18 protein-coding genes are annotated in these 15,570 nt (G+C 74.0%); 8 read left to right on the top strand and 10 right to left on the bottom strand.

Annotated elements, in window-relative coordinates; genetic code table 11:
- On the bottom strand, positions 1–470 hold a 470-nt coding region (locus tag B7L92_RS31810), incomplete at its 3' end, for a DUF4388 domain-containing protein (RefSeq protein WP_438364036.1).
- Positions 467–871 (bottom strand): hypothetical protein, encoded by a 405-nt coding sequence (locus B7L92_RS31805; RefSeq protein ID WP_081240771.1) that lies wholly within the window; start codon positions 869–871, stop codon positions 467–469. The genes B7L92_RS31805 and B7L92_RS31810, both read right to left, overlap by 4 nt.
- 445 nt (positions 872–1,316) lie before the next feature.
- Here B7L92_RS31805 and B7L92_RS31800 point away from each other — a divergent pair, with 445 nt between their 5' ends.
- Entirely contained in the window at positions 1,317–2,618 is a 1,302-nt protein-coding gene (locus B7L92_RS31800; RefSeq protein ID WP_081240770.1) for a hypothetical protein, read from the top strand.
- Positions 2,619–2,721: 103 nt separating this feature from the next.
- Here the strand turns inward: B7L92_RS31800 and B7L92_RS42920 are convergent, their stop codons facing one another.
- Entirely contained in the window at positions 2,722–2,850 is a 129-nt protein-coding gene (locus tag B7L92_RS42920) for a hypothetical protein (RefSeq protein ID WP_255311229.1), read from the bottom strand.
- A gap of 284 nt (positions 2,851–3,134) precedes the next feature.
- Here B7L92_RS42920 and B7L92_RS31795 point away from each other — a divergent pair, with 284 nt between their 5' ends.
- The 3 genes from B7L92_RS31795 to tgmB all read left to right on the top strand — a co-directional run bounded on the left by B7L92_RS31795 (position 3,135) and on the right by tgmB (position 4,773).
- A complete protein-coding gene (locus B7L92_RS31795; protein WP_081240769.1) occupies positions 3,135–3,461 on the top strand; it encodes a YkvA family protein in 327 nt (108 codons plus the stop codon).
- Positions 3,462–3,581: 120 nt separating this feature from the next.
- Positions 3,582–3,773 carry a putative ATP-grasp-modified RiPP gene (gene tgmA, locus B7L92_RS31790; RefSeq protein WP_004979382.1) on the top strand — a complete coding sequence of 64 codons (192 nt, stop codon included), beginning with the start codon at positions 3,582–3,584 and terminating at the stop codon, positions 3,771–3,773.
- 16 nt (positions 3,774–3,789) lie between these two features.
- A complete protein-coding gene (gene tgmB / locus B7L92_RS31785; protein ID WP_081240768.1) occupies positions 3,790–4,773 on the top strand; it encodes an ATP-grasp ribosomal peptide maturase in 984 nt (327 codons plus the stop codon).
- 42 nt (positions 4,774–4,815) lie between these two features.
- On the opposite strand, the gene B7L92_RS31780 is transcribed toward tgmB, so the two are convergent.
- The gene (locus B7L92_RS31780; protein ID WP_081240767.1) at positions 4,816–5,031 is read right to left on the bottom strand and encodes a hypothetical protein; all 216 of its coding nucleotides are present in this window, start codon (positions 5,029–5,031) and stop codon (positions 4,816–4,818) included.
- A 162-nt stretch (positions 5,032–5,193) separates the two neighbouring features.
- Positions 5,194–5,670 carry a hypothetical protein gene (locus B7L92_RS31775; protein WP_081240766.1) on the bottom strand — a complete coding sequence of 159 codons (477 nt, stop codon included), beginning with the start codon at positions 5,668–5,670 and terminating at the stop codon, positions 5,194–5,196.
- A 189-nt stretch (positions 5,671–5,859) separates the two neighbouring features.
- Between B7L92_RS31775 and B7L92_RS31770 the strand changes: the two genes are divergently transcribed.
- Entirely contained in the window at positions 5,860–6,831 is a 972-nt protein-coding gene (locus B7L92_RS31770; RefSeq protein WP_081240772.1) for a GlxA family transcriptional regulator, read from the top strand.
- A gap of 111 nt (positions 6,832–6,942) precedes the next feature.
- On the opposite strand, the gene B7L92_RS31765 is transcribed toward B7L92_RS31770, so the two are convergent.
- The 3 genes from B7L92_RS31765 to B7L92_RS31755 form a co-directional block, all read right to left on the bottom strand.
- Positions 6,943–7,203, bottom strand: coding sequence for a DUF5133 domain-containing protein (locus tag B7L92_RS31765; RefSeq protein ID WP_081240765.1), 261 nt, complete (start codon positions 7,201–7,203; stop codon positions 6,943–6,945).
- 111 nt (positions 7,204–7,314) lie between these two features.
- Positions 7,315–9,084 (bottom strand): ABC transporter ATP-binding protein, encoded by a 1,770-nt coding sequence (locus tag B7L92_RS31760; protein WP_081240764.1) that lies wholly within the window; start codon positions 9,082–9,084, stop codon positions 7,315–7,317.
- Between the two features lie 195 nt (positions 9,085–9,279).
- Entirely contained in the window at positions 9,280–10,137 is an 858-nt protein-coding gene (locus B7L92_RS31755) for an aldo/keto reductase (protein ID WP_081240763.1), read from the bottom strand.
- 284 nt (positions 10,138–10,421) lie between these two features.
- Between B7L92_RS31755 and B7L92_RS31750 the strand changes: the two genes are divergently transcribed.
- The 3 genes from B7L92_RS31750 to B7L92_RS31740 all read left to right on the top strand — a co-directional run bounded on the left by B7L92_RS31750 (position 10,422) and on the right by B7L92_RS31740 (position 13,287).
- Positions 10,422–11,312, top strand: a complete 891-nt coding sequence (locus tag B7L92_RS31750) for a Gfo/Idh/MocA family protein (RefSeq protein WP_081240762.1) — start codon at positions 10,422–10,424, stop codon at positions 11,310–11,312.
- A gap of 331 nt (positions 11,313–11,643) precedes the next feature.
- Positions 11,644–12,849, top strand: coding sequence for a beta-1,3-glucanase family protein (locus B7L92_RS31745; RefSeq protein ID WP_081240761.1), 1,206 nt, complete (start codon positions 11,644–11,646; stop codon positions 12,847–12,849).
- Positions 12,850–13,080: 231 nt separating this feature from the next.
- Positions 13,081–13,287, top strand: coding sequence for a hypothetical protein (locus B7L92_RS31740; protein WP_081240760.1), 207 nt, complete (start codon positions 13,081–13,083; stop codon positions 13,285–13,287).
- Between the two features lie 94 nt (positions 13,288–13,381).
- Here the strand turns inward: B7L92_RS31740 and B7L92_RS31735 are convergent, their stop codons facing one another.
- Both B7L92_RS31735 and B7L92_RS31730 read right to left on the bottom strand, forming a co-directional pair.
- On the bottom strand, positions 13,382–13,870 hold the full coding sequence (locus B7L92_RS31735; protein ID WP_081240759.1) for a DUF5709 domain-containing protein: 489 nt from the start codon (positions 13,868–13,870) through the stop codon (positions 13,382–13,384).
- Positions 13,871–13,930: 60 nt separating this feature from the next.
- Positions 13,931–15,430 carry a hypothetical protein gene (locus tag B7L92_RS31730; RefSeq protein ID WP_081240758.1) on the bottom strand — a complete coding sequence of 500 codons (1,500 nt, stop codon included), beginning with the start codon at positions 15,428–15,430 and terminating at the stop codon, positions 13,931–13,933.
- Positions 15,431–15,570: the final 140 nt, after the last annotated feature.

Below are 15,570 nucleotides of genomic sequence, written 5' to 3'. Positions count from 1 at the left end.
GGGTCGGGCCAGATGCGGTGCAGCAGGTCGCGGCGGCGCCAGGACTCGCGCAGCACCGCCGTCACCGGTACGGGACGGACCGCGCCGAACCAGTGCGCGACTCCGGGGCGGAAGCGGAGCGCGGTGCCGTCGTGGGCGAGGGCGAAGTACGCCGCGTCGAAGAGCGCGCCCAGGTGGCACAGTTCCAGCGCACCGGCGGTGAGACGTCCGCTGTCCACCAGCCGGCGGCCGACGCAGTGCCGGGGCCCCGCCCGTTCGACCGCCTCCCACCAGCCGTCCCGGGCGACGGCGCCGCTGCGGGTGAGCAGGTCCCCGAGGTCGGGGCTGTGGGCGGACTCGACGTGGACGACGTCTCCCGCCGAGAGGTAGAAGATGCCGGACCGCGTGGAGAGCGCTCCGGTGGCGCGGTCGGCCGCGAGGGTGCCGAGCAGGTCCGGGACGGATCCGTCCGTGCGCGCCGCCGTGGTCATCCGAGCACCAGCCGGTCCGCCATCTCGGCCAGCCGGATCCGGGCCAGGGCCAGGTTGCCGTCGGCGCGGTCGAGCCACAGGTAGAGGAAGACCGTGCTGTCGAAGGCGGTGATGACGAACCGCAGCAGGTGGTACGCGTCGGCGGTGGTGAGGATCAGGTCCTGGACGGGTGCTTCCCTGCCGGGCCCGGCGGACCCTCCGCCGTCGGCCGGTGCCAGGGTGCCGCTCTCCATGGAGAGACGGGCGAGTTCGGCGGTCTCCGCCGCCGTCGCCTCCGGATCGTCGCCCGGCGCCTCGCCCACCGCGCCCAGCGCGAGCCCGCTGATCCAGTCGACCACCAGGGCCCCGCGGGCGCCCGGGACGCGCATGGCTTCCAGCAGGCTCTCGTCGATTCCGGGCACGCCACATCCCCCCTCTCGCACGGCTGTACCGCGAACGTGACGTCGACGCTACGGTGTGTGCTCGATCCGGGTGAGGGCTTTGGCGTTTTCCGGAGGAATATGCGACAGGGGCGACCCGGCGCTGGTAGGGTCCGCGCTCCGTCGCGGTGCCGGGGGCCTGCCGACCGGTGTGCGGGCGGGCGCCCCGGTACGGAGGGTGGGCCGGCCCTGCCCGCGGGACCATGGTGGTGGCCCCGGAGCCGCCGGTGCCACGAGTGAGCCGCCACCCCTGTGTGCGCGCCGCGCACACCCCGCGCGTGCCACCGCGCGTGCGCCCACCTCACATGAAGGCCGTGCGGCGGGGTAGGAGCAGCCGGGACCCGCGATCCGGCGGGTCCGGCGTCACGCCGCCGACCGGCGGCGGCGATACTGGCAGGAGCACGTGCCCCCGCTCACCACTGGACCCATGTCGACCTCCCCCGCAGCCCGCCCCACCACTCCTCCCACGGTCTGGCTGACCCGTGGCCGCCATGCCGGAACGGCAGCCGAGGACGTACTCCGGCGCGCCCTGCGCCGGCTCAAGGACCGTCAGGACATCGACGACTTCCTGGAAGTGCCCGAATCCGCGGCCTCCCCGTACCGGGTCTTCGAATCCCGCAGGCGGATCGCCGGTGAGGTCACCGTGCGGGCCCGGCTGAGCCTCGCGCCCGGCACGGACGGGGGCCAGGACTGGACGCTGGTCGCGGAGGCGTCGCAGCCGTGGGACCCCGGGTGGCCGTCCCCGCTCGGCATGTTCTGGCCGCAGGAGCCGGACGCCGACTGGCGGCACGACGCCGCGACGGGGCTGCGGCCGGGAGAGGTCAACCCGCTCCCGGAGGACGACAAGGCCGTGCGGCGGCGGCTGCGCGACTGCGCACGCGACGCGTGGCACCTCCACGTCGTCGTCCACGAGGCCATGACCCCGGACGAGCGCGGCCGGACGCCGCTCGCCCACTGGCTGCCGCCGGGCCTGCGGCGCCGCGTCGTGGAGCACCGGGCCACGCCGCAGCAGGCGCGGGTGGTGAACTGGGCGCTGCGGGATCTGGGTGTGGAGGTGCCGCGCGGGGGTGCGGTGGTGCTGCCCGGCAGCCCCGCTCCGGAAGGCTACGACGCCGGAGACTTCTCCGTGCGCGCGGTCTTCCTGGACGGCACGGAGCCCACCGAACTCGTCGAGGCCGTGACCCGGTTCGACGCGCTGCCGCGCCCGCTGCCGGACGGCGCCCAGGAGGCCCTGACCGCGCTGCGGGAGGACTGGCGCCTGCTGACGACGGAGGAGGAACTCGCCCGCCAACGCGAACTGGTGGCCATGTACGCCGAGGCGCTGGACGCCATGACGAAGTCCCGGGACCTGTACCGGGAGGCCGCCGAACGCGCGCACGAGGCGCTGGCCGCGTACCGGGAGGCGGCCGAGGCACCGGGGAACCGGCAGCAGCCGGTCGCGCGGACGGCCGCCGTCTCCCCCCTGCAGCAGCTGACCCGCGCGCTGGACCGCCTGAAGGGCGGCACCGGGTCCCGGCGCCCGGCGGCCCACGAGGACCCGGAGGCGTCCGGCGCGTCACGGCCGGAGACAACTGCGCCGCGGCCGGGGGCCCCTGAATCCCCGTCGGTGCCATCCGAACCGCGGGCGACGGTGCCCGGATCCCCGTCGGCCACACCCGAACCGCAGCCGGTGATCTCCGCGTCGCCGTCGGTGGTGGCCCGGTCGCGGTCGGCGGCGTCCGACCGGTAGCCGGTCCACGGCAGGCGGGCGGACCGCCGCTCGGACGGCGGCGCGGGTGACGGGGCCGGGCCCGTGGTGAGCGGGCCCGGCCCCGTCGCCCCGGTCGAAGCGGTCACTCCGCCGGGTCCGGCCAGCGGGTGCCGAAGGCGGTGGTCGTCGCGGCGGAGGGCGGGGGCGGTCCGGTCGCCCCGGTGGGTGTCACCGGCCCGTTCGGGGGAGGCGGCGAAGAGAAGTGGGTCATGCCCGGCTCCACGGGGAAGGATGAGGCCGCTCCCATGCCCCGGACGTGCGACGAACGGCGTCGCACGGGCCATTACCGGGCGTCCCCATCCGGCGCTGCCACTCGGCTGGGCCACCGGGACGACCTGCGACGATTCGGTGTTTCGCAGGCATGTCGCGGGGCATCGGACGCGGGCGCGCCTGTCCGGTTCCCGACCGCCATACCGGCGCCGGGAAGGGGAATCCGCTCGAAGGGACCTGTGCCGGGGAGGAGTCCGCGGCACGGGCGGGAAGGAGGGCAGTCCGTTGGAGACGACCACCGTGGTGCTCACCGTCGCCGCGGTCCTCGCGGCCGTCGTGCTGGCCGGCGCCGTCGCGGTCCTGGTGCGCCTGGTCCGTACGCGACGGGAGTTGCGCCGCGCCGGTCTGCCCACGGGGCCGCGCTGGGTCTTCTGGGGCGCGGTCCTCTACCTGGTGCTGCCCGCCGACCTGCTGCCCGACCCGGTCTTCCTGGACGACATCGGCGTCCTTCTGCTCGCTCTGCGCACCATGCGTGGCTCCGTCGGCACGGGGGTGCCCGGGGAGCCGTCCCGGCGTCCGGACCACCGACCCGCCGATGACTACGCTCCGTGAGGAAACCAATCACCCGTTCGACTCGTATAAGTCTCTGGAGAGCAAAAGAAGTCGGCGGACCAGGCGACGGCGGGCAGTTGGCCGTCGCTTGATCGGCGCAGCACCGACGAGGGAGAGACGATGCAACCGTTCGCGCTCAACTACGCACGTCCGGTAGCGGAGTTGGCGGTCGCCACTCCGTATGTGTATGACTCCGGGATGCAGTTGAACGTACTCGTCGACGGACGGATCGCGGCCTGCGACCACGCGCTGCTGCGCGAGGTGGGGACGACGACGTCCACCGCGGGTTCCAAGACCCACTTCGACGACTGAATGCGGACCGTAGACGATGACCGTGCTGATCCTCACCTGTGAGGAGGACGTGACCGCCGACATGGTGGTCGTGCATCTGAACGGCTCGGGGGTGCCGGTGGTGCGCCTCGATCCCGCCGACCTGACCGGTGGCGTCTCGCTGTCCGGCGAGTTCGTGCACGGCCGCTTCCGCGGCCATCTGTCCGTCGGGGGGCGGCTGGTGAGCATCAACGGGCTGCGGTCCGTGTGGGTGCGCCGGCCGGGCACCCCGGCCGGACGGGCGGCCCGGCCGTCCGCCTGGCTGACCGAGGAGGCCTCACAGGCGCTCTACGGCATGCTGCGCGGGTGCGACGCGCGCTGGATGAACCACCCGGACATGGCCCGGCAGGCCCGCCACAAGCCGTGGCAACTGCGTCTGGCCCAACGGTGCGGCCTGCCCGTGCCCGCCACGGTGATCACCACGTTTCCGCGCGCCGCCCGGGAGTTCGCGGAACGCTTCCCGGACCTGGTGGTCAAACCGGTCTCGGGGGCGCATCCGCAGGATCCGCCGCGGGCGGTGCCGACCAGCCGGGTGGCGCCGGACACGGACTTCTCCGCGGTCGCGTTCGGGCCGACGCTGCTCCAGCGGCGGATCGCCAAGCGGGCCGACATCCGGCTCACCGTGGTGGGCAAGCGGTTGCTGGCCGCCCGCAAGGCGACGGCGCCGGACGCGGATCCGGCGGAGGTGGACGTGCGTTTCGCCGCCCCCGGGGCGCCCTGGGAGCCGGTCGAGGTCCCGCCGCGCACCGCCGACGCCGTCCGCGCGTACATGCGGAGAGCCGAACTGGCGTACGGAGCTTTCGACTTCGCGGAGGACGCCGACGGAACGTGGTGGTTCCTGGAGTGCAACCAGTCGGGACAGTTCGGATTCGTGGAGGTGGAGACGGGACAGCCGATCGCGCGGGCCATCGCCGAGTGGCTGGCCCGCCCCGTCCCCGTGTCGCCTCCGGAGGTCAGCGAGGCGACCGGCACGCTGCGCTGAGGGGCCGCCGGACCTCGGCCACCCGGGCCGCGGGCCCCGCGGTCAGTGCGGGCGCGGCCCGGGCAGCAGGGCGGTGCGCTGCCATCCGTTGCCCGGGGACTGCGGCCGGTCGAGGCCCGGGGCGTAGCCGGGGGACTGCAGGGGCCGCATGGCCAGCTCCAGCTCCCTGCTCACGCGTTCGGCCTCGCGGCGAACCTGTGCGGGCACGTCGCCGCACTCCGCGATGAGTCGGTCGTAGATGGGGGACTCCTGGAACACCCGGCAACGTGCCTTTCTCCTCGTCGGCCCCGGTGCGGGACGCGACTGCCGAGTGTAGGCGCCCGTCCACCGCGGCGTGACGGTTCCCCCGCACGACGTAACACGGAACGGGCATGTCATGCAAAATCCGTTTGAGGTGCGTGCGTCTCGGTTCCGGGTGGTTCAGGCACCCGTCGTGGAGCCGGGACGGACGATCATCAGGACCGTGACGGTGGCCCACAGCAGGTTGAACACCCCGGTGAACATGGCCAGTTGAACCGTACTGTGCCGTTCGACGGGCTGGTTCCCGTTCAGTTGCCCGATGAGTTCGTCCTGGCGGGGCAGCACGAAGGCGAGCAGGACACCGGCGGCCGCCGCGGTCAGGGTGATCGACGTGATGAGCCAGCCGTCGCCCAGGACCCCCATCGCCAGGGCCGTGGCGAGTCCCAGCACGGGTACCGCGACCCCGATGCGGGCGTAGACCCGGCAGATGCGGTGGAGCAGCTCGACGCCGCTCACCGCGGTGGCGGCGGGCCCGCCGCCACCGGACGGGGCCGCCGCCCGGCGCACGGCCGGCGGGAACATGCTGGCCGCGACGGTCACGGGACCGACGGCGACGATGGCGGCCAGGACGTGGAGGGACAGCAGGAACTTGGTCACCGGGGCCCTTTCCCAGGGTGCGATCAACGGGGCGGGTTCACGCTAGGACGCCCACCGGACGATCACCCAGAGGCTGAAACGACAGTTCCCGACGGATTCCCGCCAACGCCCGCCACCGGTGCTTTCGCGCCTCGCCCCGCTGGAGCCCCGGCTTTCGGGGGTGGCGGGAACCCGCCTATCGTGGCGGTCATGCACTCCGTGGCGATCCTGGTTCTCGATCGGGTCGTGCCGTTCGACATGGCGGCACCCATGCAGGTCTTCGACTGGACGCGGCTGCCCGACGGCCGGCGTCCCTACCGGGTCCGCCTGTGCGCCGAGACACCGGAGGTGCCCGTGGACGGCGGTCTGACCCTGCGCGTCGACCGGGGGCTGGAGGCGCTGGCGGACGCCGACACGGTCATCGTCCCGGGCCGCGCCGAAGGCGCCCCGCCGCTCTCGCCCGCCGTGCTCGCGGCGCTGCGCGGGGCGGCCGAGGCGGGCACCCGGATCGCCTCGGTGTGCGTGGGCGCCTTCGTGCTGGCGGAGGCCGGGCTGCTGGACGGGCTCCGCGCCACCACCCACTGGGCGGCCGCCGAGCAGCTCGCCGCGGCCCATCCGCTCGTCGAGGTGCAGCCGGACGTGCTGTACGTCGACAACGGCCAGATCCTCACCTCGGCCGGCGCCGCCGCCGCGCTGGACCTGTGCCTGCACATGATCCGCCGGGACCTGGGGTCGGTCGTGGCCGCGAACGCGGCCCGGATGTCGGTCATGCCGCTGGAGCGGGAGGGCGGCCAGGCCCAGTTCATCGTGCACGAGCACCCGCCCGTGCCGCGCGGCTCGGACCTGGAACCCGTGCTGGACTGGATCGAGGACAACCTGGCGCACGAGGTCACGCTCGCCGCCATGGCGGCACGCGCGGGGATGAGCGAGCGCACCTTCAGCCGCCGTTTCCGCGAGCAGACGGGCACCACGCCGCTGCAGTGGCTGCTGCGGGCACGGGTCAGACGGGCCCAGTACCTGCTGGAGAACAGCGACCACACCGTCGAACGGATCGCCCAGCAGGCCGGGTTCGGATCGCCCACGGCGTTCCGCGAGCGGTTCCGCAAGGTGGTGGGCACCACGCCGCACGCCTACCGCTCGGCGTTCCACGGCAGGCGCACCGCCCCCGCCGCACACCCGTGACCGGCCCGGGGCACGGGCCCCGGTGGGGGTCACGAGACCACTCGCGCTCCCACCGGGGCCCGCGGGACACGGCGTCGCGGACGGGTCCGGGGCCGGGCCCGGCCGACGGGGTCAGACGGCCAGGGACAGACCGCTCTCCCCGTCCGACTCCGCGGTCCGGCCGGCCGCGGGCCGCCGCTCCCGCGCGAGCAGGTCGTCCGCCCGCGCGACGGCGTCGTGGATGCTGGACGTTCCCGTCATCACGCAGAGCGTGTAGCTGACGTCCTCCAGTTCGCGCGCCGCCCTCGGCGAATGTCCCTCCGCCTGAGCGATCCGCAGCGTCGCGTACTGCGTCAGCAGCCGTCTGACGATCTTCGGGTCCGGTACGAGCACGAAGCGCCCCCTCTCTGGTTTCGCTGCGTATGCCCGAACCAGGCGGAAACACTCACCCCTCGTACTCAACTGGTGGGAACTGACCGAAAAGTTTCGTCCACCGACCGGTCGTCAGGCCACCTGACCGCTGTGCAGCGCCGTGTACGCCCCGCCCCGCCGCATGAGTTCCTCATGGGTGCCGACCTCCTGGATCCGGCCCTCCCCCATGACCACGATCCGGTCGGCCCCGCGCACGGTGGACAGCCGGTGCGCCACGACGAACGTGGTCCGCCCGCGCAGCAGCCGGGCGAGCGCCTCCTGCACCAGCGCCTCCGAGCGGGTGTCCAGGGCCGACGTCGCCTCGTCCAGCACCAGCACCTTGGGATCCCTGATCAGGGCGCGGGCGATGGCGAGGCGCTGCCGCTGCCCGCCGGACAGCCGTGCGCCGCGTTCCCCGACCACGGTGTCGAGCCCCTGCGGCAGCCGGTCGACGAACTCCAGCGCGTTGGCGTCCCGCAGCGCGGCCCGCACCGTCGCCTCGTCGGCGTCGTCCATGCCGTAGGCGACGTTCTCCCGGACCGTGCCGTCGAACAGGACCGACTCCTGGGGCACCACCGACAGGAAGCGCCGGTAGGTGCGCAGGTCGAGGCGGTTCATGTCGGTGCCGTCGAGCAGCAGTCGGCCGGAGGTCGGGCGGATGAAGCCGATGACGAGGTTCAGCACGGTGGACTTGCCCGCCCCGGAGGCGCCCACCAGGGCGATGGTCTCGCCGGGCGCGACGTCGAGGGTGAAGTCGCGCACCGCGGGGCGTCCGTCCGCCTCGTACGCGTGGCCGACGCCCTCGAAGGCGACCGCGCCGCGCAGCGCGGTGAGCTCCGCCTTGCCCTCGTTGTCCTCCAGTTCGGGGGCCTGGAGCACCTCACCGACCGAGCGGACGGACTCCAGCCCCTTGGTGATGACCGGGGCCAGCCCGGCGAGCGTGGTCGTCGAGTTGGTGAGCGTGGTCAGGAAGGCGCTGAGCATCACGACGTCGCCGGCGGTGACGCCCCAGACGTCGTAGTACGAGATGAGCGCCGCGCCGGCCAGCACCAGGACGCCCACCACGTTCAGAACGACCCAGGACAGCGAGCCGAACCGGCCGTTGACCAGGTCCAGGCGCATCCCGGAGGTGAGCAGCCGGTCCAGGGTGCCGTTCATCCGGTGCAGGGCCTTGCCCTCCAGACCGTGGGCACGGGTGACCGGGATGAGCCGGGTCATCTCCGTGACCCGGGAGGACAGGGCCTCCACCTCGTGGCGGAAGTGCTCGTTGTGGGTGCGCAGCCGGGCCCTCAGCCGGGCGACGAGCAGGGCCGCGGCGGGCACGACGACCAGGAAGACCGGGAGGAACTCCGGGGTGCGGACGGCGATGATGACGAGCCCGCCGGTGAGCACGGTGATCGCGCCGAGCCCGGTCTCCGCGGTCTGCTGCACCATCTGCTCGACGGTCTCCACGTCCCGGACGACCTTCGCCTGGAGCACACCGGCGCTGACGCGGGAGTGGTAGCCGATGGAGAGCTGCTGCATGCGCGTGCACAGGGCGGAGCGCAGGGCGGTGCCCATGCGGCGGACGCTGCCGTAGAGGAGGCGGACGTACAGGACGTGCAGCGGGTAGTTGACCAGCAGGATGACCATGATGACGCCGGTGCCGACCCAGAGCCGGGAGATCGGCTGGTGCTGCACGACGGTGTCGATGATGGACGCGGTGATCAGCGGCAGCAGCCAGACGGGGCTGTGCTTGACGGTGAAGACGCCGACGGCGGCCGCCAGCCGGCCGCGGTCGGCGCGGAGCAGATAGGCGAGGGTGCGGATCGGGTGCTCGCCCCGGTAGCGGTGGTCGAGCGGTCTTTCCGGCGACGACGCCATCGGCGGTGGTCCTCCCCTGGGGGTCCGTGGATCTGCGGGCCGTCATGCAGCAAACGCTTTCTCCCCGGGCGGCCCGCAGCACACCGGAGTCACGAGGGCGGTGTCCGCGGCCCGGGACCGGCCGCCGGTGCCGAGGACCACCACGCGTCCGCCCGCGCCGCGCCCCCGCGGGGTGCCGCGCGGGCGGAGCCCGCCTCAGGCCGCGTCCAGCTCCGCGACCTCGTCGGCGGTGAGCACGAGGTCGGCTGCGCCCACCGAGTCGCGGATCGACTCCGGCCGGCTCGCCCCCGGAATCGGCACGACCACCGGTGACCTGGCGAGCATCCAGGCCAGGCACACCCGGTGCGGACTCACCCCGTGCGCCTCGGCGATCCGCGCGAACGGGGCGTACGCCGTGCCCAGTTCACCGGCCCGGGAGATACCGCCGAAGGGGCTCCAGGGCAGGAACGCCACGCCGAGCTCCGCGCACAGTTCCAGCTCCGGCTCGCTGGAGCGGAAGGCCGGGGAGAACTGGTTCTGCACGGAGACCAGCCGTCCGCCGAGGATCTCGTCGGCCAGCCTGATCTGCTCCGGGTCGGCGTTGGAGACGCCCGCCATGCGGATCTTGCCCTCGTCCAGCAGTTCGCGCACCGCGCCGACGGACTCGGCGTACGGGACGCGGGGGTCGGGCCGGTGGAACTGGTAGAGCCCGATGGCCTCCACGCCGAGCCGGCGCAGGGACTCCTCGCAGGCCCTCTTCAGGTGCCCGGGACTGCCGTCCAGCGTCCAGCTGCCGTCACCGGGGCGCAGATGACCGCCCTTGGTGGCGACCAGCACGTCGCCGCCCCGGGGGTGGGAGGCGAGGGCCTTGGCGATCAGGGTCTCGTTGTGGCCGACCTCGCCGGCGTCCCGGTGGTAGGCGTCCGCGGTGTCGATCAGTGTGACGCCGGCGTCCAGTGCGGCGTGCAGGGTGGCGAGGGAACGGGCCTCGTCCGGCCTCCCCTCGATCGACATGGGCATGGCGCCCAGCCCGATCGCACTGACCTCGACATCACCGATGCGGCGGGTGTGCATCTGCGCGTGACCTCTTCCGACTGTCGTCCGGCTGTTCGGGAAAGCGGTTCCAGCCTGGCCCTCGCGGAGCCGGAAATCCAATAGAAGAAAGCGAACGCACTCAGCAGGCCCGGCGCTGAATCGGGCCCCGGCCGGTCTCCGGGCCGCCCGCCGGCGCCCCGTGGCGGCCGGCCCCGTCGTCCGAGGGGGCTTGCCCACGGCCCGGGCCGGTGTGACACGCTCGGGCCCGAGCCGCGGCCGGAGCACACCGGTGGTGGCGAAACCGGCGGCGGAAGGGCGACGGCATGCGGATCGGACTGCTCGGTACCGGCCCCTGGGCGCAGGCGGCGCACGCCCCCGCGCTGAGCGGGCACCGGGACCTCGACTTCGTCGGCGTGTGGGGCCGTCGTCCCGAGGCGGCCAGGGAGCTGGCCGCTCCGTACGGCGTCCGGGCCTACGACGACGTCGACGCGCTGTTCGCCGACGTGGACGCCGTCGCCGTCGCGCTGCCGCCCCACGTGCAGGCGGGGCTCGCGGCGCGCGCGGCGCGGGCCGGATGCCATCTGCTGCTGGACAAGCCGCTCGCCCCGACGGTCGCGCAGGGGCGCGCGGTGGTCGAGGCGGCCGAGGAGGCCGAGGTCGCCTCGGTGGTCTTCCTCACCACCCGCTTCCAGCCCGAACCGGAGGCGTGGATCGCCGAACAGGCCTCCCTGGGCGGCTGGTTCACCGGTCGTGCGCAGTGGCTGGGGGCGGTGTTCACCGCCGACGGCAATCCCTTCGCCGCCTCACCGTGGCGGCGGGAGAAGGGCGCCCTGTGGGACGTCGGCCCGCACGCCCTGTCCGTCCTGCTGCCGGTGCTCGGCGACGCACGGCGGGTGTCGGCGGCGGCATACGGTCCGGGGGACACCGTCCATCTCGTCCTCGACCACGTCAGCGGCGCGTCGAGCACCCTGACCCTGAGCCTGACCGCGCCCCCTGCCGCGGCCGGCGCCACGGTGGAACTGCGCGGGGCGTCCGGCGTCACGCTCCTGCCGGAGGCCTCCGAAGGAGCGGTTCCCGCCCTCACCCGGGCCGCGGACGCCCTCCTCACCGCGGCCGGCACGGGCACCCCCCACCCCTGCGACGCGGCGTTCGCCCTCCGGATCACGGACATCCTGGCCACGGCGGAGACGCTGCTGCGCGGCGGCGCGCGCTGAGGCGTGCGCGAAAGCCCCGCCCGCTCGAAGTCCCGGAGGAGGCGCCCTCTTCACGGCGGCGCCCCCATGGCGGCTTAAGGGACCCTTAACGGGTGGTTAAGCAGCCGTGGGGCTCTCCCGGGCCTCTCAAGTAAGCGCAGGTCAAGGCGGGTCGGGGACAAGTCGGGCCCGTTGGCGGGGGTCGTTGCGGTCCGTACCATCAAAAGCCGCGCCGGCCCGGACGTACGGCCTGAGAGCGCTCTCATCACGGGAGGGCGTTTCTCGGCCCTTCCCCCCACCCGCCGGGCGGCGCGGACAGGAATCCGCACGAGCACCCCAGGAGACCCCCCACATGACTCCTCGTCACCAGCGCGCCACCGGCCGCCGCAAGGTCCTCTTCGCCCTCGGCGGAGCCGCCGTGGCCGTGCCCGCGGCCGCCGCACTCGGTCCGCACGCGCTCGCGGGGACGTCCGCGGACGCGAAGGACGCCCCGGCGGCGGAGGGAGCGCTGCCGCTGACGATCGTCAACGACAGCGGCTCCTTCGACAACGCGAGCGTGCACCTCTACATCGTGGGCAACCGGGACGGCCGGCAGGTCCGGGTCACCCCCGAGGGCACCGTCGTCCCGGTCGCCCTGTCGGACAACGGCCCCGACGGCTTCACCGACTACGCGATCGACCTGGCCGGCAGCGGCGAGACCCGGCTGTCGCTGCCGTACATGTCCGGCCGGATCTACGTGTCCCTCGGCGCGAAGCTGAAGTTCAAGGCCGTCGCGGACGGCGCCGGCGACGCGGCGCTGCAGTACCCGGCCGGCTGGGTCGCCTCGGACCCCAACCACGGCGTGCTGCACGACTGCGCGGAGTTCACGTACAACCCCTCGGGCATGTTCTGCAACACGACGATGGTCGACATGTTCAGCGTGCCGCTGAGCATCCGGCTCACCGGGTCCCGGGACCAGACCACGGGCACCGTGCGCGAGGGGGGCCGCGCCGCCGCGTTCGCCGCCGTCGAGCGGGTGGAGGCGTTCTCGCGGCTCGTCGTGGACGAGACCCGGATCATCGCCCCCGGTCACGGGCTGGACGCCGGTCTGTTCCCCGAGGACCACCTCGCCCCGTACATCGACGAGGTGTGGAGCACCTACACCGGCCGGGACCTGAAGGTCACCACCGACGCCGGCACCTTCACCGGCCGGGTGCGCGGCGACCGGTTCACCTTCGACGGCCCCGCCCGGGTCTCCTTCGGCAGGCCGTCCACGCGGGACGTCCTCTTCTGCGACGGCGCCCTCGCCGCCCCCAACGACGGCACCACCGGGCCGGTCGCCGCCGTGCTCGGCGCCGGCTTCAACCGTTCGACGCTGCTCAGCCACCCCGACCAGCCGACCGCCGACGCCTCGGTCTTCTACCGGACGGAGCTCACCAACCACTACTCCAAGGCCGTGCACGCCGCCACCGAGGACGGCAGGGCGTACGGCTTCGCCTTCGACGACGTGGCCGACTTCGCCTCGTACATACAGGACACCGCCCCCACGGGCCTGCGGCTGACGCTGACGCCCTTCTAACCCCGCGCCCGCGGGGCTCCCGGCGGTGACGTACGGGGCCCCGCGGCCGGCTTCCGGGGGCGAGGTTTCCCGCGGGTGCGGGAAGGTACCCCGGCATCCAGGAGGAGCGGCCCTTCACCGCGGTGCCCCGCACGCTCCGGATGCACCGCGGGCTCCCGCGTTGAATGGTGGTGTCGGACCCGATGACAGCACCGGGGCCGCACCAGCCATCCGGACCCGAGGAGCCAGAAGATGTCGACGTCCCAGCCCGACGCGTCCCGGCAGCCCGAGGACGGCACCACCCCGGACAACCTGCTCCACGCCCGCACCGGCACCGACGTGTCGCCGGAGGACCTGGTCCTTGCCTCGGGCAAGGACCTCACCCCGCAGAACCTCGAATGGGCCAGGCGGAAGCTCGCCGAGGAGGGGCCCGCCGCCCTGGACAAGATCCTTCCCTGAACCCCGCCGAACGGCCCCGCCGCCGGCCCGTGCGCGTGTGCGCCGCGGACCGGCGGCGGGGCCGCCGGGAGCGGGCCGGGCCCGCGGTGGACCGTCAGGTTCCGTCCCGGTCCTCGGGCAGCGCCGTGTCGTCCTCGACGACGTGCATCGCGGCCTCCTCCGCGCCCGCGGCCCCCGCGTCGATGCCCACGTCCTCGGCGACGGTCTCCTTCGTGGTGTCGGTGCGGACCCCCTCGTCCGGCGCGACCAGCCGTCCGGCGCGGTCGGTGCCCGCCTCCGGGTCGACCGGCTCGCCCTCGCCACCGGGGAGGTCGCCCACACCGTCGCCGCCGGGGACGGACGTGTCGGGCACCTCCTGGGCCAGCCGCTGGTCCAGGGTCTCCCCCTCGTGCTGCTCGGCGGCCGTGGTGCCGTGCTTGGTGACGCCGAGCGGTTTCTCCGGCGGGGAGTAGCCCTCGTCGAGGGTGTCGTCGTAGGTCCGCTCGTCGATGGCGTCCTGCAGGTCGAGCGGCGCGGCGTCCTCCTGCTCCTCGTTGCTCCCGGTGGGCTGGTAGGCGTCGTCCCCCATCGGTGCGGTGCCCATGGCTTCCTCCCTGTCGCTGCGTCGGCTCGTTCGTCCCGGGTGTGGGATCCGCGTTTCCCGTTACGGGATCTCTAACCTCCGCAGGTCCGCCGGGGCGATGCGGACCTCGAGGTCGCCGATCCGGTGGGCGGGCCAGGAACGGGCGTAGCGGGGCGGTGTGCCGTCCGGCCCGGTGATCGCGGCGACCGGGATGCGGTCCGCGGTGCTCAGGATCTCCCCCACCGTGGTGTTCTCGTTGTTCCCGGCGGTGGCGCCGGAGGAGCAGCCGGTGTAGTAGCCGATCGGGATGGCCTCGTGCCCGGTGACCAGGCAGGGCGGACGGACGCCGAGCCGGTGCAGCGCGTCGGCGGTGCGGGCCCAGTCGCGGCGGCTGTCGGTGTTGCGGTCCGCGGTGTGCACCAGGACGGTCAGCTGTACCGCCAGGTGGCCGGCCAGCCCCAGCGCGACCAGGGCCGTGGCGGCCGGACGCCATCTGCCCCGCGGTGTCCGGACGAGGTGCCACAGCGCGTCGGCGACCGGGAGGGCGAGCAGGGCGTAGGCGGGCTGGAGGAAGCGGGGGGCCGCGTACCCGATCATGAACAGGTACGGGAAGGCGGCGGTGGCGGCGCAGACCAGCGGCAGCAGGGTGGGCAGGACCCGTCCGGCCCGCACCGCGACGATCAGGCCGAGGACGGCGAGCAACGGCAGGACGAACCACCACAGGGTGATCACGGGGTGGGGCATCGACCCGGTGCACGGCCGGCACAGGGCGCGCCCGCCCAGGCTGCGCAGCTGGTCGTCGACGGCGATCTGCCAGCCCAGTCCGCCCTGGATGCGGGAGGCCTCGGCCAGTCGCTCCGCCAGACCGCCGAAGCCGGCGTAGGCCTCGATCACCCACTCGACCCCGCCCGCCGCGAGGCCGCCCCCGAGGGCGAGCAGGAGCCGCCCGTGCCGGTGCGCCAGGGCGAGGGCGATCAGCGGGAGCGTCACCCAGACGGCGTCGGTGGGCCGCATCCACGCCATGAGCGCGGCCCCCGCCAGGACGCCCCACAGCGCTCCGCGCGCCGAGCCGTCCGCGCGGTGGCGCAGGAAACAGCCGACGGCGATCAGGGCGCCGACGGCGACCCAGTAGTTGGGCATGGCCTGGGGGCCGTAGAAGAGGGTCACCCACAGGGACGCGAAGAAGGCGCCCGCGGTGACCAGGACCCGGGTCGGGAACAGGCCGCGCCAGGCGCGCAGGGCCAGGTAGAGGGCGAGCCCGGACAGCAGGGCGAGGTAGACGCGCAGCAGCACCGTGGACGAGGACCAGGACGCGACGGGCGCCACCAGCAGGGAGACGCCCCGGGAGCGGGGGGCGCTGAAGAAGGCGGCCGGGTGGTGGGAGGTGACCTGGCTGACGTAGACGATCTCGTCCCAGCCCAGGCCCAGCACCGGGCGGACCAGGACGAGTTGCGCGAGGACGAAGACCGCGGCCACCGCCGCGAGCGGCCGTCGGGCGCCCGCCCACCGGTCCGCGCCCGGTGCGGACTTCCGCGCGCGTCGCCGGGTGCCGGCGAGAAGGGCACCGGTGCCGTCGGTCATCGTTCGTCCCTCGTTCCCGCGCGTCGTCCGTCCCGGGTTCCACGGACCGCGGCGTCCAGGGGCCCGGCGCCGGGGAACCGCGTTCCGGGAAATCCGGAGAACCCGGAAAACAAGAACAAGCTAACCCGCCCGCCCCGGGC

It is taken from the genome of Streptomyces viridosporus (assembly GCF_002078235.1).
GTDB lineage: Bacteria > Actinomycetota > Actinomycetes > Streptomycetales > Streptomycetaceae > Streptomyces > Streptomyces viridosporus.
The sequence above is the reverse complement of the archived record's forward strand: the minus strand, read 5'-3'. Positions and strand labels throughout refer to the sequence as shown.

Bases quoted from the DNA above. Each gene is read 5' to 3' on its own strand.
- B7L92_RS42920 (WP_255311229.1), bottom strand. From the start codon at position 2,850: ATGACCCACTTCTCTTCGCCGCCTCCCCCGAACGGGCCGGTGACACCC.
- B7L92_RS31750 (WP_081240762.1), top strand. From the start codon at position 10,422: ATGCGGATCGGACTGCTCGGTACCGGCCCCTGGGCGCAGGCGGCGCAC.
- B7L92_RS31760 (WP_081240764.1), bottom strand. From the start codon at position 9,084: ATGGCGTCGTCGCCGGAAAGACCGCTCGACCACCGCTACCGGGGCGAG.
- tgmA (WP_004979382.1), top strand. From the start codon at position 3,582: ATGCAACCGTTCGCGCTCAACTACGCACGTCCGGTAGCGGAGTTGGCG.
- B7L92_RS31770 (WP_081240772.1), top strand. From the start codon at position 5,860: ATGCACTCCGTGGCGATCCTGGTTCTCGATCGGGTCGTGCCGTTCGAC.
- B7L92_RS31735 (WP_081240759.1), bottom strand. From the start codon at position 13,870: ATGGGCACCGCACCGATGGGGGACGACGCCTACCAGCCCACCGGGAGC.
- tgmB (WP_081240768.1), top strand. From the start codon at position 3,790: ATGACCGTGCTGATCCTCACCTGTGAGGAGGACGTGACCGCCGACATG.
- B7L92_RS31755 (WP_081240763.1), bottom strand. From the start codon at position 10,137: ATGCACACCCGCCGCATCGGTGATGTCGAGGTCAGTGCGATCGGGCTG.
- B7L92_RS31740 (WP_081240760.1), top strand. From the start codon at position 13,081: ATGTCGACGTCCCAGCCCGACGCGTCCCGGCAGCCCGAGGACGGCACC.
- B7L92_RS31800 (WP_081240770.1), top strand. From the start codon at position 1,317: ATGTCGACCTCCCCCGCAGCCCGCCCCACCACTCCTCCCACGGTCTGG.
- B7L92_RS31745 (WP_081240761.1), top strand. From the start codon at position 11,644: ATGACTCCTCGTCACCAGCGCGCCACCGGCCGCCGCAAGGTCCTCTTC.
- B7L92_RS31730 (WP_081240758.1), bottom strand. From the start codon at position 15,430: ATGACCGACGGCACCGGTGCCCTTCTCGCCGGCACCCGGCGACGCGCG.